This is a genomic window from uncultured Winogradskyella sp., assembly GCF_963975125.1.
In the GTDB taxonomy this organism is placed as follows: Bacteria; Bacteroidota; Bacteroidia; order Flavobacteriales; family Flavobacteriaceae; genus Winogradskyella.
This window is the reverse complement of sequence record NZ_CAXBGB010000003.1, coordinates 61,666-76,046: the sequence shown is the minus strand read 5'-3', so window position 1 is coordinate 76,046 and position 14,381 is coordinate 61,666. Positions and strand designations below refer to the sequence as shown.

Below are 14,381 nucleotides of genomic sequence, written 5' to 3'. Positions count from 1 at the left end.
GAATCTGATAAAATGTATCAAACGCAAATCATAAGTAACTAACTACTGACCTCTAAAAATTTATTTAATGTTGATTAAAAATCAAAACTTGAAACTTTCTCTATTGCTAATTTGTTTTTGTTATATATCAGTTAATAGTCAAAACACAATTATACCTGATGATAATTTTGAACAGGCGCTGATTGATCTAGGCTACGATTCGGGACCGTTAAACAATTTGGTGCCAACTGCAAATATTGAGAATATAGATATACTAGGTGTTGGTAATAAAGGAATAACTGACTTAACAGGTATTGAAGACTTTGTTGGTTTAATTAGTCTTAATGCTGATGATAATAATTTAACTTCTGTTGATTTATCTGGCAACATTAATCTAAAAATTGTAGCTATAAATAGAAATGAATTAACAAGTATAAATGTTTCAAACAATCTTCAACTTGAAGTTTTAAATTTAGACCAAAACCAACTAACTCAGATAGACGTTTCCAACAATACAGATTTAACTCTCCTTCTTTTAAATTTTAATCAATTAAATTCTTTAAGTATTGAAAACAATTTAAATATTTTAAGTCTTTCATGTTTTATAAATAATATTACTTCTTTCACACTTCCCGAAAATAGCTCAATGGAATTTCTGAATGTAAGTAGTAATCCGCTTGATGTATTAAATGTCACCAATGGAGAGTTTTTATTTTCTCTCTCCGCAGCAGAAGCAGAATTATCAGAAATAGATTTGTCTCAAAATATTCTTTTAGAGACACTATTATTAAGCGATAATAATTTTGAAAGTATTGACCTTAGTAATAACGAATTATTGTATATACTTTTTATGGATAGTAATCCTGTTTCGGAACTTGATTTATCGCAAAATCCCAAATTATGGGAAATACGTTTCGGAAACACACAATTAGAAAATATTGATCTAAGCTTTAATCTAGATTTAGAAAGAGTAGTTGGTAATGACAACGCAAAACTATGTTCTCTTGATATTAGAAACGAAAACAATACTCTAATTTCAGACGCTTTTAATTTAGCCAATTGCCCGTTAGTAGAATGTGTTTTTGTTGATGATGTTACTTATAGCGAAACCAATTGGACTAATATAGGTGCTAATGTCAATTTTATAACTTCAGAAGAGGATTGTGTGCCTTCATGTTGCCCTGTAGACTTCGATTATAGTTTAACTCTTAACAACATTGTTATGGTAAATAATCAAATTCAAGTTAATTTGAACCAGCCTGAGAACTTCCTCTATAGCATAGACACGAATGATAATTACCAAGAAGAACCATTTTTCTTTAATGTATCTCAAGGTTCTCATACTATTTATGTTATTGATGTTAATGGATGTTTAGAAAAAAGTATAGATGTAACAGTTTTAGAAATAAATAAACTTTATATTCCTAAGTTTTTCACCCCAAATGGTGATAATAATAATGATTTATGGAAAGTTATTGATCCAAATAGTGTAATTGAAGTAATCTATATATTTAATCGTTATGGTAAACTATTAAAAACACTTTCGCCTACTTCTAATGGATGGAATGGAATGTATAATGGAAGCCTGCCTAATAGTGACTATTGGTATAAAATAAATTTAAAAACTGGAGAGTCTCTTAACGGTCATTTTAGCTTGAGGTTATAATTTTTAGTAATCATTTTTTTTTGACTGAAGTATTCCATCTTTAGGATACTCTTAAGCTATTAAAAAAATCTAAAATTATATAGAAAAGCAAAGCCTTTGGCTTGGTATTTATTATTTTGTAACGAATCTTCATTAAATACTACTAATTAAAGTAATATACACATTAATATAAAATGAATAAAGAAAAGAATCTAGCTAAAGGTATTGCACTAGGAATTGCTTTTGGCACAGTAATAGGAGTAGCAACAGATAATATTGCATTATGGTTAAGTATTGGTATTGCTATAGGTGCTGGTCTTGGTAATGCTATGCAGACAAAAAAGGATAGCGAAAAAAGCGATGAATCTAAATAGTAAATTACGTAACTCTACGTATTGATTTTGTCTTTAAAAAAAGCTAACTTTCCTTAATGGCTGATATAAGTCGTTGAAACGGACTCATATCATTAAAGTTGTAAAAAATATAAGAAACACGCAAAATAAACACAATATGAAAGGTAAAATAATTCTTATTTCCGCATAATATTATCTACTATTTCATGCGTAAATAATCCTGAAAGCGCAGAAGAAATTTCAATTCAGAATAATATTAATGGTAATTTTGATTTAGAAGTTGCAACAAAAATTGTTGAACAAAGAAGCAAAGAATTTGAAGATGCATTAAAAATTGGAGATTCAATTGCAGTTGGAGACATTTACACATTAGACACAAAAATAATAGGTGCTTATTCTGGCAGAGATAATATTGTGAAAGAATTAAACGATATGACACGAGATAGTATAACCGGAATTAAATTCAGAATAATTAATTTATGGGGGAATGGAAATATCATAATCGAGGATGCATACGTTGAGTTTTTTAATAGCGATGGTACACCTAGAAGTAAAGGTGATTGTTTATTGGTTTGGAAAAAAGAAAAAAACAAGTGGAGGATTTCCCGTGATGTATATAAACCAGAAAAAAAGTAAAAATCAGTTTACAATAATGTATAACCACAATTCGAGTGGATTAGACTATGTCCGAAACAATTCGAATTGCTAAAGTCAGTGATAAACTACATATTAATACGTAACGGACTGTTGTACGAGACAGTTAAGCGTAGTATAAATTTCCCTATCAATTATTTCAAAAACTTTTAATAAAAACTATTCCACTAATTAACTACATTTGCACTCGCAAAAATAATATTACATGAAAGCCGGAATTGTAGGATTACCAAACGTAGGAAAGTCAACCTTATTTAACTGTTTATCTAATGCTAAAGCGCAAAGCGCCAACTTTCCGTTTTGTACGATTGAGCCAAATATTGGTGTGGTAAACGTGCCAGATCCAAGATTGCAGAAGTTAGAAGAATTGGTAAATCCAGAACGCGTATTGCCAGCTACAGTAGAAATCGTAGATATTGCAGGTTTAGTAAAAGGAGCTAGTAAAGGTGAGGGTTTAGGAAACCAGTTCTTAGCCAACATTAGAGAAACTGATGCCATTCTACATGTATTGCGTTGTTTTGATAATGATAATATTATTCACGTCGATGGTAATATTAATCCTTTAAGAGACAAAGAAACCATTGATATGGAATTGCAGCTTAAAGATTTAGAAACTGCAGAAAAGAAATTAGATAAAGTAAAGCGTGCGGCAAAAACTGGTAATAAAGAAGCACAGAAAGAAGAAGGTGTGCTAAATAAAATAAAAGAAAACCTAGAAGCTGGTATTTCGGTTAGAGCGTTAGAATTTTCAGAAGAAGATTATGCAGACTACGTAAAGCCGTCTCAGTTTATTACAGACAAGCCAGTAATGTATGTGTGTAACGTTGATGAAGGTGCTGCAACAACTGGTAATGACTACGTAGAAAAAGTACGAGACGCTGTAAAAGATGAAGATGCTGAGGTTTTAGTTTTAGCAGTAGGTACAGAAGCAGATATTAACGAATTAGATGATTATGAAGAGCGCCAAATGTTTCTAGCAGATATTGGTTTAGATGAACCAGGTTCAGCGAAGTTAATTCGTTCTGCATATAAGTTATTAAATCAGCAAACTTATTTCACAGCAGGAGTTAAAGAAGTTAGAGCATGGACAGTTAATGTTGGTGCTACAGGACCACAAGCTGCAGGAGTCATTCATACTGATTTCGAAAAAGGTTTTATTAGAGCAGAAGTTATTGCTTATGCTGATTACGTAGAATTTGGAAGTGAAGCTAAAGTAAAAGAAGCTGGTAAAATGCGCGTAGAAGGGAAAAATTACATTGTTAAGGATGGAGATGTGATGCATTTTTTGTTTAATGTGTAGGTCTATTTTATAACGATATAAAACCACATAAATATTTTAAGCCAATGTTCTCAACAACATTGGCTTTTTATTGTTAATTACTTTACGTAAACCATATTTCATTTTTTACGCTATAGTCTTATATTAGCGTTTCATCAAAAATTTTGTCCTAATTTTTATGTCAGAACAGTCTAATTATACCGAAGATAACATACGCTCACTCGATTGGAAAGAACACATCCGAATGCGACCTGGTATGTATATCGGAAAGTTAGGTGACGGTTCTTCGCCAGACGATGGTATATACATTCTTTTAAAAGAAGTTTTAGATAATTCTATCGATGAGTATGTGATGGGAGCTGGTAAGACAATTGAAATCTCTGTACAAGGCGAACGTGTTATCGTTAGAGATTATGGTCGTGGTATTCCATTAGGTAAAGTTGTTGATGTGGTTTCTAAGATGAATACTGGTGGTAAGTACGATTCTAAAGCTTTTAAAAAATCTGTTGGATTAAATGGTGTTGGCACTAAAGCTGTAAACGCATTATCGTCTTTTTTTAGAATAGAATCTACAAGAGATGGAAAATCTGCATCTGCAGAGTTTGAACGAGGAAACCTCACTAATCAAGACCTATTAGACGATACCTCTCGGAGAAAAGGAACTAAGGTGTCTTTTGTTCCAGACGAAATTATTTTCAAAAAATACAAGTACAGAAACGAGTATATAGTTAAAATGCTTAAAAACTACGTATATCTAAATCCTGGATTAACAATTGTTTTTAATGGCGAAAAATATTTTAGTGAAAATGGTCTAAAAGATTTACTATCTGAAAATATTAATGAATCTGATATGCTTTATCCTATCATTCATCTCAAAGGTGATGATATTGAAATAGCCTTAACACATAGTAAAACTCAATATAGTGAAGAATACCATTCGTTTGTAAATGGACAAAACACTACGCAAGGCGGAACACATTTAGCAGCTTACAGAGAGTCTATAGTTAAAACCATTAGAGAGTATTATGGTAAGACCTACGAAGCATCAGATGTAAGGAAATCAATTGTTACTGCAATTGCTATAAAAGTGATGGAGCCTGTTTTTGAAAGTCAGACAAAAACCAAATTAGGTTCTACAGATATGGGAGGTAAATTGCCAACTGTTAGAACGTATATTAATGATTTTGTAAAAACCCAATTAGATAATTTTTTACACAAGAATCCTGATACAGCAGAGAAAATCCAAAGAAAAATTCTTCAAGCAGAACGTGAGCGAAAAGAATTATCTGGAATTAGAAAGTTAGCGAAAGATAGAGCAAAGAAAGCCAGTCTTCATAATAAGAAATTACGCGATTGTCGTGTGCATTTTGGTGATACAAAAAATGAACGTAATTTGGAAACTACTTTGTTTATCACTGAGGGCGATTCGGCATCTGGTAGTATCACAAAGTCACGAGACGTCAATACGCAAGCCGTTTTTAGTTTAAAAGGTAAACCTTTGAACTGTTATGGACTAAGCAAAAAAATTGTTTATGAAAATGAAGAATTCAATCTGTTACAAGCCGCTTTAAATATTGAAGAGTCGCTAGAAGACTTGCGTTATAACAACGTAGTAATTGCTACTGATGCAGATGTCGATGGTATGCATATTAGGTTGCTGCTTATTACATTCTTCTTACAATTCTTTCCAGAAGTGATAAAAGAAGGGCATTTATACATTTTGCAAACACCATTATTTAGAGTACGTAATAAAAAGGAAACTATTTATTGCTATACAGCACAAGAAAGAAGAGACGCAATGGAAAAATTAAAATCTAATCCAGAGATCACTCGATTTAAAGGGTTAGGTGAAATTTCGCCAGATGAGTTTGTGCATTTTATAGGCGAAGATATTCGTTTAGATCCTGTAATGTTAGATAAGGACATGTCTATTGAAGAGTTGTTATCTTTTTATATGGGAAAAAACACGCCTACACGTCAGGAGTTTATTATTAATAATCTTAAGGTTGAACTTGATATTGTTGAAGACGCAATATGAGAACTGACAACAGAAAAGTAAAGAACACGGTTATTTCTATCTACCTTGTATTGATAGTCTTAGCCATTTTAATTGTTGTAGTTTTTAAATATTTAGAAATATTTGTAGATAGCTCTTTATTTGTGTTTTCAGGACTTTTTTTATTACTAGTTATATTTCATTTTATTGCTGGTTATTTTGAATATGATAGTGATGCTTATAAAGTGATGATTTTAAATAAAGGTTTAGTTTTAACTGTATATTTAAATTATAGGCAGAACCAACTCGAGTTTGCAAGGAATCAGCTCGTCAATTATAAAGTTGAAAATTTTATTATTTATAAATCTCTAGTCGTATTGATTAAGAATTATGAAGGAGATATAAAGAAAGAGCGCTTTAACGTAACGCTTTTAAAACAGAAGAAGTTAAAGTTTGTAAAGCAATCTTTAAATAAAATAGTTAAAGAAAATAGAAAGCGTAAACAAGGATAGTAGATGTCAGAAGAACATGATGAGTTGTTAAATGAAGACAACGGTAACCAAGAGACAATAACTAAGGTTACCGGAATGTATAAAGATTGGTTTTTAGATTACGCCTCTTATGTAATCTTAGAGCGTGCTGTGCCTGCAATTGAAGATGGCTTTAAACCAGTGCAGCGTCGTATAATGCATTCTATGAAAGATTTAGATGATGGTCGCTATAATAAGGTAGCGAACATTGTTGGTCATACTATGCAATACCATCCACATGGTGATGCGAGTATAGCAGATGCAATGGTTCAAATAGGTCAGAAAGATTTGTTGATTGACACACAAGGGAATTGGGGGAATATTTTGACAGGAGATAGAGCAGCAGCATCGCGTTATATTGAAGCGAGATTATCTAAGTTTGCTTTAGATGTTGTTTATAACCCAAAAATTACTGAATGGCAAGCGTCTTATGATGGCAGACGAAAAGAGCCAATAAATTTACCAGTAATGTTTCCTCTGCTTTTAGCACAAGGAGGAGAGGGAATTGCTGTAGGTTTATCAACAAAAATTTTGCCTCATAATTTTATAGAACTTATTGACGCGTCAGTAAAACATCTTAATGGTAAACGTTTTGCAATATTACCAGATTTCCCAACTGCAGGTATTGCAGATTTCACCAATTATAATGATGGTTTACGTGGTGGAAAAGTACGTGTAAGAGCAAAAATTTCGCAACGCGATAAAAATAGTTTAGTTATTACTGAAATCCCATTTGCTACAACAACAACATCATTGATAGATTCTATCTTAAAAGCCAATGACAAAGGTAAAATTAAGATTAAAAAGATTGAAGATAATACAGCTGCCAAGGTAGAAATTTTAATTCATTTGCCTTCTGGTTTATCACCAGACAAGACTATTGATGCGCTTTATGCATTTACAAGTTGCGAAACTTCTATTTCACCTTTGGGTTGTGTTATTGAAGATAACAAGCCTTATTTTGTTGGTGTTACAGAAATGCTGCGTCGTTCTACAGACAATACAGTTCAGCTTTTAAAAAGTGAATTAGAAATAAAACTTAGTGAGTTTGAAGAACAATGGCATTTTGCTTCACTTGAAAGGATTTTTATAGAGAAAAGAATCTATCGCGATATTGAAGAAGAAGAAACTTGGGATGGTGTTATTAATGCAATAGATAAAGGGCTTCAGCCTCATGTTAAGCATTTAAAACGCACGATTACTATTGAAGATATTACACGTTTAACAGAGATTAGAATTAAACGTATTTCTAAATTTGATATTGATAAAGCACAACAAAAAATTGATGCTATAGAAGATCAAATAGCAGAAGTAAAGCATCATTTAGCAAATCTTATTGATTATGCTATTGCTTACTTTGAAAGACTAAAAAAGGAATATGGAGAAGGAAAAGAGCGTAAAACCGAAATTAGAGTCTTTGATGATGTAGATGCCACTAAAGTTGTGATTAGAAACACTAAACTTTATGTAAATAGAGAAGAAGGTTTTGTTGGTACATCATTAAAACGCGACGAATATGTTGGTGATTGCAGTGATATAGATGACATCATTGTATTTACCAAAGAAGGTAAAATGATGGTTACTAAAGTAGGCTCTAAAACTTTTATTGGTAAAAATATAATTCATGTCGCTGTATTTAAAAAGAAAGATAAGCGTACCATTTACAATATGATTTATCGCGATGGTAAAGGTGGACCGTCTTATGTTAAGCGTTTTGCTGTGACGAGCACAACAAGAGATCGCGAGTACGATTTAACCAATGGTAGTAAAGGCTCTGCTTTGTGGTATTTTTCAGCAAATCCAAATGGTGAAGCTGAGGTTGTAACAATAATGTTGCGTCAGGTTGGTAGTATTAAAAAATTGAAATGGGAATTAGATTTTGCAGATATCCTTATTAAAGGAAGAGCTTCAAAGGGTAATCAGGTTACTAAGAATGCTGTTAAACGTATTGAGCTAAAGGAAAAAGGTGTCTCTACTTTAAAGCCACGTAAAATTTGGTTTGATGATACAGTTCATAGACTTAATGTTGACGATAGAGGTGAGTTAATTGGTGAATTTAGAGGGGAAGATCGTTTGTTAATTATAACACAATCTGGAATTGTAAAAACAATTATACCAGAATTGACTACGCATTTTGATAGTGATATGATTGTACTAGAAAAATGGATTCCTAAAAAGCCAATATCTGTAATCTATTATGATGGTGAAAAAGAACGTTATTATGTAAAGCGTTTTTTAATCGATCAAGAAGGTAAAGAAGAATCTTTTGTTTCGGACCATGCTAATTCGCAATTAGAGATTGTGTCAACTGATTGGAGGCCGATGGCTGATGTAGAATTTACTAAAGAACGTGGAAAAGAGCGTAAACCAAACATGGAAGTTGATCTTAAAGAATTCATTTCGGTAAAAGGTATTAATGCATTAGGAAATCAGCTTACTAAAGATAAAATAAATCAAATAAACTTATTAGATCCATTGCCTTATGAAGCACCAGAAGAAGTTCATGCAGACGAACTAGAAGTTGTAGATGAAGAAACGGTTTCTAATAATTCTGATTCAGATAAAAATTCCGAAGAAAAACCTCAAACTGATTTGTCTATAGATGATGAAAATGACGAGGATTTAGATATCGATGATAAAGGACAAGTGACGCTTTTTTAGCAATCATATGTCTCATTTCTTTTTTACAGCTTTAAAATTCAGAAACTCAACAAATAATGAAAATGCTATAGCAAAATACAAGTACCCCTTAGGTATAGCTCCTACTATTTTTCCAAAGAATTCAGCATCAGAGAGATGAGCAGCTTCTGTTATTAGCATAAAGCCTATTAAGATTAAGAACGCTAAGCCTAATATTTGCATACTAGGATTTCGGTCTATAAACTTGCGTATCGGATTAGCAAAACCTATCATCACCGCAATAGAGATTATAACTGCAATAATCATTAAAATTAGAGTGTAGTTGTTATTTGGATGAAGGCCATTAGTCATACCTACAGCTGTAAGAATAGAATCTATAGAGAAAATAAAATCGATTATTAAAATTTGTGTAATTGCTTGTGTCAGAGATTTTATAATTTTAGATTTCACTGCATTCTCTTCGCGAGATGGGGTTTCTACCTTTTCTCTAATTTCTGAGGTGCTTTTATAAATTAAAAATAGACCTCCAGTAAATAAAATAATTGCTTGCCAGCTTATGGCAATAGTTAACCAGCTCAATGAAATGGTGTAGAAAGGTTCACTTAGCCCAACTAAAAACGATACAAAAAAGAGCAAGATTACACGTTGAACCATCGCAAGTATAAGTCCAATTTTAGTAGCTTTATTTCTCTGGTGTTCAGGAAGTTTGTTTGCAGCAATAGATATAAAGACAATATTATCTATACCGAGAATAATTTCTAAAAACGTTAAGGTAAGCAATGCCATGATAGCATTAGAGGTTAATAAAAAATCTAACATAAAAATTAATTAATCTTTGTCGCAACGCCTTTTTCTACACGAACTGGTCTATTAGGTTTTTTAACTGCGAGTTTATATTCAAAAGTATAAGAATTATTTTTGGTAGAAAGTATTTTCATGTGTATAGCATCTTTTTCTGCCATACGTTTTGGATTTAGCCTTTTTAGAATAAACTCGCAATCATTAATCCAGCGTACAGAAGATGAATCTACCTTACCTTCATAATAATCTATATTTAGAGTTTCTGTTCTAATGAATTTGCCTGTTTTCTCAATACCGTCAACAGTGTAAGTAAATTCAAAAGAGCCAGTTTTGTAATCTTCACAATTACGCTCAATCTGGTAACAACTTGCAAAACTAAGTAACGCTAAAAGGAACAAAAACGGCTTCATTATTTATCTTTTGACAAAGGTAGGAAATCGGAAAATGAAATTATGGTTTATAGCTTTTAAAAGTGCCGTCTTTATAAAAGATAACAATTTTATCTATTTCAGAATTTAACTGATCTAGAGTTGTTTTAGAAATTTTTGGTGTTTCCGTTAGATTTGAATCTGATAATTCCGAATTTTTAGGCAGACTTGGAAATTCTCCTTTACCATTCATTAGCCAGTATAATTCAACTTCAGGATAGGAGTGAAGTATCTTCATTACAAAATCTAAGCTTGGCTTATTTCTGCCCGAAAGTATATGCGAAATACTAGAACGCTGTACGCCAATTTTTTCTGCAAAACTAGATGCTGTTTCGTTGTAAAAATCAATGACTTTTTGTAGCCTTTCTGTAAATTCACTCGAGTTTATCATTGTAAACATTTATTCTACTATAAGAACTATACAAATGTAAACAATCGCATAAGTATAGTCGCTATTTTATTGTAAATATATTTTTATTAATTAAATTTTAAATTTAATTAATCTCTTTAAATAACTGAATAATAGAGTTATATACCTATAAGTTGTAATTGATTGAATTATTTTCAATATAGGTCATCACAATAAGTCTTAGATTGTATTACTTGTATAGCATTGTAACAATTTTGTTAAAAATAATTGTTTACAATTGTAAAATATCAAATGATTACATTTGTAAATCAATTTAGCCATGTAATGAAATTAGCGCATTTAAATAGTATATATTCTTTGTTTAAAACGCCCGAATTATTTGGTCGTTATCTTACAAGTTTTCAGATAGAGAAAAGTCTAAGTAAGTTTCCAAAATCTATAATTTCTATTATTGGGTATTCTGTAGAAGATCGTCCTATTTATAATTTAAAATTTGGGCATGGTCCAATTAAAATACTATTATGGTCTCAAATGCATGGCAATGAATCAACAACAACAAAGGCGCTTTTTGATTGTTTTAACCTGTTCGAAACTAATAATTTTATACCTAATTCAATTTTAAATGCTTGTACGCTATGTGTAATTCCTATTTTAAATCCTGATGGTGCAGAGCGTTATACACGTATTAACGCTAATGAAATTGACTTAAATAGAGATGCACAAGACCTATCTCAGCCAGAAAGTAAAATACTGCGTGATATTTACAATAGTTTTCAACCAGATTATTGTTTTAATCTACACGGACAACGGTCTATATTTGGTGTAAATGATTCTGGTATTTCTGCTACTTTATCCTTTTTATCACCTTCTCAAGACGAAGAATGCTCATTAACACCTAATAGAAAGGTAGCTATGGCTGTGATTGCAGAAGTTAATAATCTATTACAAGAAGAGATTCCAAACAGTATCGGTCGTTACAATGATGGCTTTAATTTAGATTGTGTAGGTGATACGTTTCAAAATTTTGGTGTGCCAACATTGTTATATGAAGCTGGTCACTATTCGAACGATTATAATAGAGAAGACGTAAGGCGTTTTATGTTTATAGCTATTATTAAAGGTTTGGATATAATTTCTAAGGGTGTCGATGGCTCTAATTATAAAGACTACTTTAAAATCCCTAAAAACTCTAAATCTTTCTATGATATCATTATAAGAAATGCTAAAGTTTTTAATAGCGATTTTGAGCTTACTGATATTGCTGTTCAGTATAAAGAAGTATTGAAAGCAAATAGGATAGAATTTAGACCTTTTATTGAAGCAATTTCAAAATTAGATAAATCTTATGGTCATAAAGAAATTGATGCAAAAGGAGGTCTAGTAAGAAATATTGAAAATCTGGAACTAAAAGTTGGTTACGAAAACGATTTCGTATTAGTGAATAATAAGAAAATATCACTAAAACCTTAAAATAATTCAATTTAAATACATTTTTTTTAATAAAAATCTTCTATTTTTGTGTTTATATTAAGAATATTCAATTATGGCAAAATTTAAATTAGACGAAGTAGATCACCAAATTCTCGATATGCTTATCGATAATACGCGAATTCCATTTACAGATATTGCCAAAAAATTATTAATTTCTGCAGGTACTGTTCATGTTCGGGTTAAGAAAATGGAAGAGGCAGGGATTATTAGAGGTTCATCTTTGACTTTAGATTATAAAAAATTAGGCTATTCTTTTATAGCCTATGTTGGTGTCTTTCTTCAGAATACATCTCAAACTAAATTTGTTTTAGAACGCATTAATGATATCCCTTATGTAACGGTTGCTCATATTACAACTGGTAAATTTAATATCTTTTGTAAGATTAGGGCGAAGGATACAATGCATGCAAAAGAAATTATCTTTATGCTAGATGATATAGAAGGTGTTTACAGAACTGAGACTATGATTTCTTTAGAAGAGAGTATTAACGATAAAAAACGATTAATGCATACCATTTTTAATGAACTATAGGTAAAACTCAATATTATATAATTTAAAGTACTTAGCTCATTTCTAAGGGTTTTATATTTTAATTACGATTATGATTTCTAACAGCTTAGGTCAATACGAGTATAATTCTTATTATAAACCTTATATAGACAATGCTTCAGATAAGAACATAGTTAAAGGTTTAAAACAAAACTTAGATGCTGTGGTTTCTTTTTACTTAAATATCCCTAAACTTAAGCACGATTTTTCCTATGCAAAAGGAAAATGGACAGTAAAAGATGTTTTGCATCATGTGATTGATACAGAACGCATTTTTGCCTATAGAGCATTGCGTATCGCTAGGCAAGATAAAACCCCTTTAGCTGGCTTTGAGCAAGACGATTATGTTATGAATGGAAAAACCAAATATAGAAGCTTATATAGTTTAATAGAAGAATACAAATCCGTGAGGCAGGCAACTATTTCACTTTATAGTAGTTTTGATTTTAATGAACTAGAGCAAATAGGAGAGGCGAGTGGTTTCCCAATTTCTGTGAGAGCATTGGGATATATTATTTCTGGTCACGAAAATCATCATAACCAAGTAATAAAGCAGCGTTATCTCTAAGCAGAATAATGTTTGAAGGCTTCTAAAATAAGTTCATTACTAACTACACAATCAATTTTTGGTGTTCCAATAGCTTCTAGGAGTACAAACTTAACAACTCCATGACTATTCTTTTTATCGTGTTTTAATAAATTAATTATTATTTTTTGATCCTCTATAGTGATAGGTACTTTAGAAAAGGTTTTTAATATACCTTCTGTTATATTTTCAAAATCACTAGTGCTTAAGCCACAAGTTTTAGTGGACAAATACGCTTCTAAAAGCATTCCTATAGCAATAGCTTCGCCATGAAGCAAAGGTGTTTTGTCTGCATGTGCTAAGAAGTAACTTTCTATAGCATGTCCTAACGTATGTCCAAAATTTAGAATTTTTCTTAAGCCTTGCTCTTTTGGATCTTCACTCACAACTTTGTTTTTTATAACAACTGAGTCATAAATTAAGCCATCTAAATCCGAAATATCTAAGTTTTCGAGATGTGTCAACGTATTCCAATAGGTTTTATCATAGACTAAACCGTGTTTTAGCATTTCTGCAAAACCAGATACCATTTCGTTCTGAGGTAATGTGCTTAGGAAAGAAGTATCAACACCAACCATTTCTCCTTCATTAATAATTCCAACTTGGTTTTTTAAGGCACCTAAATCTACACCTGTTTTTCCTCCGACAGAAGCATCTACCATAGCTAATAAAGTTGTTGGTATATTAATATAGCTAATACCACGCATGTACGTGCTGGCTACAAAGCCACCCAAATCTGTTACAACACCACCACCTACATTAATTAGTAAGCTTTTACGATCTGCATTATACTCTGACAAAGCTTCCCATACTCCCGAACAAATGTCAATGGTTTTATGATCTTCACCATTTGGCATTTCCATTACTTCAACAACGATATCACCAGATTCTAGGTGCGCTAAAAAATGAGGTAAACAATCATCGTGCGTATTCGTGTCTACAAGAATAAAGATTTTAGAAGGGTTTTTAGTTTTTATATAATTGTTTACTTCTGAATAGACTTCAGAATTAAAATAAATAACCGAATTTTTTGTAGAAATTGAATTCATCCTAGAAATTATCTAATTTGTTGGCGTGAA

14 protein-coding genes are annotated in these 14,381 nt (G+C 31.5%); 10 read left to right on the top strand and 4 right to left on the bottom strand.

Annotated features, from left to right (window positions below):
* Positions 1-88: 88 nt before the first annotated feature.
* From AAC053_RS01140 to AAC053_RS01110, 7 genes are all read left to right on the top strand, one after another.
* The gene (locus AAC053_RS01140) at positions 89-1,645 is read left to right on the top strand and encodes a T9SS type B sorting domain-containing protein (RefSeq protein WP_339751746.1); all 1,557 of its coding nucleotides are present in this window, start codon (positions 89-91) and stop codon (positions 1,643-1,645) included.
* 173 nt (positions 1,646-1,818) lie between these two features.
* The gene (locus AAC053_RS01135; RefSeq protein ID WP_339751744.1) at positions 1,819-1,998 is read left to right on the top strand and encodes a hypothetical protein; all 180 of its coding nucleotides are present in this window, start codon (positions 1,819-1,821) and stop codon (positions 1,996-1,998) included.
* Positions 1,999-2,409: 411 nt separating this feature from the next.
* Complete coding sequence (locus tag AAC053_RS01130) at positions 2,410-2,613, top strand: hypothetical protein (protein WP_339751743.1); 204 nt, start codon at positions 2,410-2,412, stop codon at positions 2,611-2,613.
* A 223-nt stretch (positions 2,614-2,836) separates the two neighbouring features.
* Positions 2,837-3,931 (top strand): redox-regulated ATPase YchF, encoded by a 1,095-nt coding sequence (gene ychF, locus AAC053_RS01125; RefSeq protein ID WP_339751741.1) that lies wholly within the window; start codon positions 2,837-2,839, stop codon positions 3,929-3,931.
* 157 nt (positions 3,932-4,088) lie between these two features.
* Positions 4,089-5,948: a DNA topoisomerase IV subunit B gene (locus tag AAC053_RS01120; protein WP_339751739.1), complete on the top strand. Its 1,860-nt coding sequence runs from the start codon at positions 4,089-4,091 to the stop codon at positions 5,946-5,948.
* Complete coding sequence (locus tag AAC053_RS01115) at positions 5,945-6,418, top strand: hypothetical protein (RefSeq protein WP_339751737.1); 474 nt, start codon at positions 5,945-5,947, stop codon at positions 6,416-6,418. Before AAC053_RS01120 ends, AAC053_RS01115 begins: the two co-directional genes overlap by 4 nt.
* A gap of 3 nt (positions 6,419-6,421) precedes the next feature.
* Positions 6,422-9,097 carry a DNA gyrase/topoisomerase IV subunit A gene (locus AAC053_RS01110; protein ID WP_339751735.1) on the top strand — a complete coding sequence of 892 codons (2,676 nt, stop codon included), beginning with the start codon at positions 6,422-6,424 and terminating at the stop codon, positions 9,095-9,097.
* Positions 9,098-9,109: 12 nt separating this feature from the next.
* On the opposite strand, the gene AAC053_RS01105 is transcribed toward AAC053_RS01110, so the two are convergent.
* The 3 genes from AAC053_RS01105 to AAC053_RS01095 are packed head-to-tail and all read right to left on the bottom strand — an operon-like array spanning position 9,110 to position 10,696.
* Positions 9,110-9,895, bottom strand: a complete 786-nt coding sequence (locus AAC053_RS01105; RefSeq protein ID WP_339751732.1) for a TerC family protein — start codon at positions 9,893-9,895, stop codon at positions 9,110-9,112.
* 5 nt (positions 9,896-9,900) lie between these two features.
* Positions 9,901-10,287: a hypothetical protein gene (locus tag AAC053_RS01100; protein ID WP_339751731.1), complete on the bottom strand. Its 387-nt coding sequence runs from the start codon at positions 10,285-10,287 to the stop codon at positions 9,901-9,903.
* A 40-nt stretch (positions 10,288-10,327) separates the two neighbouring features.
* Positions 10,328-10,696, bottom strand: coding sequence for a helix-turn-helix transcriptional regulator (locus tag AAC053_RS01095; protein ID WP_339751729.1), 369 nt, complete (start codon positions 10,694-10,696; stop codon positions 10,328-10,330).
* A gap of 270 nt (positions 10,697-10,966) precedes the next feature.
* Here AAC053_RS01095 and AAC053_RS01090 point away from each other — a divergent pair, with 270 nt between their 5' ends.
* The 3 genes from AAC053_RS01090 (at position 10,967) to AAC053_RS01080 (ending at position 13,284) form a co-directional block, all read left to right on the top strand.
* Positions 10,967-12,145, top strand: a complete 1,179-nt coding sequence (locus AAC053_RS01090) for a M14 family zinc carboxypeptidase (protein ID WP_339751727.1) — start codon at positions 10,967-10,969, stop codon at positions 12,143-12,145.
* Between the two features lie 73 nt (positions 12,146-12,218).
* Positions 12,219-12,698: a winged helix-turn-helix transcriptional regulator gene (locus tag AAC053_RS01085; RefSeq protein WP_339751725.1), complete on the top strand. Its 480-nt coding sequence runs from the start codon at positions 12,219-12,221 to the stop codon at positions 12,696-12,698.
* A gap of 70 nt (positions 12,699-12,768) precedes the next feature.
* A complete protein-coding gene (locus AAC053_RS01080; RefSeq protein WP_339751723.1) occupies positions 12,769-13,284 on the top strand; it encodes a DinB family protein in 516 nt (171 codons plus the stop codon).
* Here the strand turns inward: AAC053_RS01080 and aroB are convergent.
* A complete protein-coding gene (aroB, locus tag AAC053_RS01075; RefSeq protein ID WP_339751721.1) occupies positions 13,281-14,351 on the bottom strand; it encodes a 3-dehydroquinate synthase in 1,071 nt (356 codons plus the stop codon). The genes AAC053_RS01080 and aroB overlap by 4 nt on opposite strands.
* Positions 14,352-14,381 lie beyond the last annotated feature (30 nt).

Excerpts from the sequence above, each read along its gene's own strand:
- AAC053_RS01080 (WP_339751723.1), top strand. The coding sequence starts at position 12,769 with ATGATTTCTAACAGCTTAGGTCAATACGAGTATAATTCTTATTATAAA.
- AAC053_RS01085 (WP_339751725.1), top strand. The coding sequence starts at position 12,219 with ATGGCAAAATTTAAATTAGACGAAGTAGATCACCAAATTCTCGATATG.
- AAC053_RS01105 (WP_339751732.1), bottom strand. The coding sequence starts at position 9,895 with ATGTTAGATTTTTTATTAACCTCTAATGCTATCATGGCATTGCTTACC.
- ychF (WP_339751741.1), top strand. The coding sequence starts at position 2,837 with ATGAAAGCCGGAATTGTAGGATTACCAAACGTAGGAAAGTCAACCTTA.
- AAC053_RS01130 (WP_339751743.1), top strand. The coding sequence starts at position 2,410 with ATGACACGAGATAGTATAACCGGAATTAAATTCAGAATAATTAATTTA.
- AAC053_RS01120 (WP_339751739.1), top strand. The coding sequence starts at position 4,089 with ATGTCAGAACAGTCTAATTATACCGAAGATAACATACGCTCACTCGAT.
- AAC053_RS01095 (WP_339751729.1), bottom strand. The coding sequence starts at position 10,696 with ATGATAAACTCGAGTGAATTTACAGAAAGGCTACAAAAAGTCATTGAT.
- aroB (WP_339751721.1), bottom strand. The coding sequence starts at position 14,351 with ATGAATTCAATTTCTACAAAAAATTCGGTTATTTATTTTAATTCTGAA.
- AAC053_RS01110 (WP_339751735.1), top strand. The coding sequence starts at position 6,422 with ATGTCAGAAGAACATGATGAGTTGTTAAATGAAGACAACGGTAACCAA.
- AAC053_RS01090 (WP_339751727.1), top strand. The coding sequence starts at position 10,967 with ATGATTACATTTGTAAATCAATTTAGCCATGTAATGAAATTAGCGCAT.
- AAC053_RS01115 (WP_339751737.1), top strand. The coding sequence starts at position 5,945 with ATGAGAACTGACAACAGAAAAGTAAAGAACACGGTTATTTCTATCTAC.
- AAC053_RS01135 (WP_339751744.1), top strand. The coding sequence starts at position 1,819 with ATGAATAAAGAAAAGAATCTAGCTAAAGGTATTGCACTAGGAATTGCT.
- AAC053_RS01100 (WP_339751731.1), bottom strand. The coding sequence starts at position 10,287 with ATGAAGCCGTTTTTGTTCCTTTTAGCGTTACTTAGTTTTGCAAGTTGT.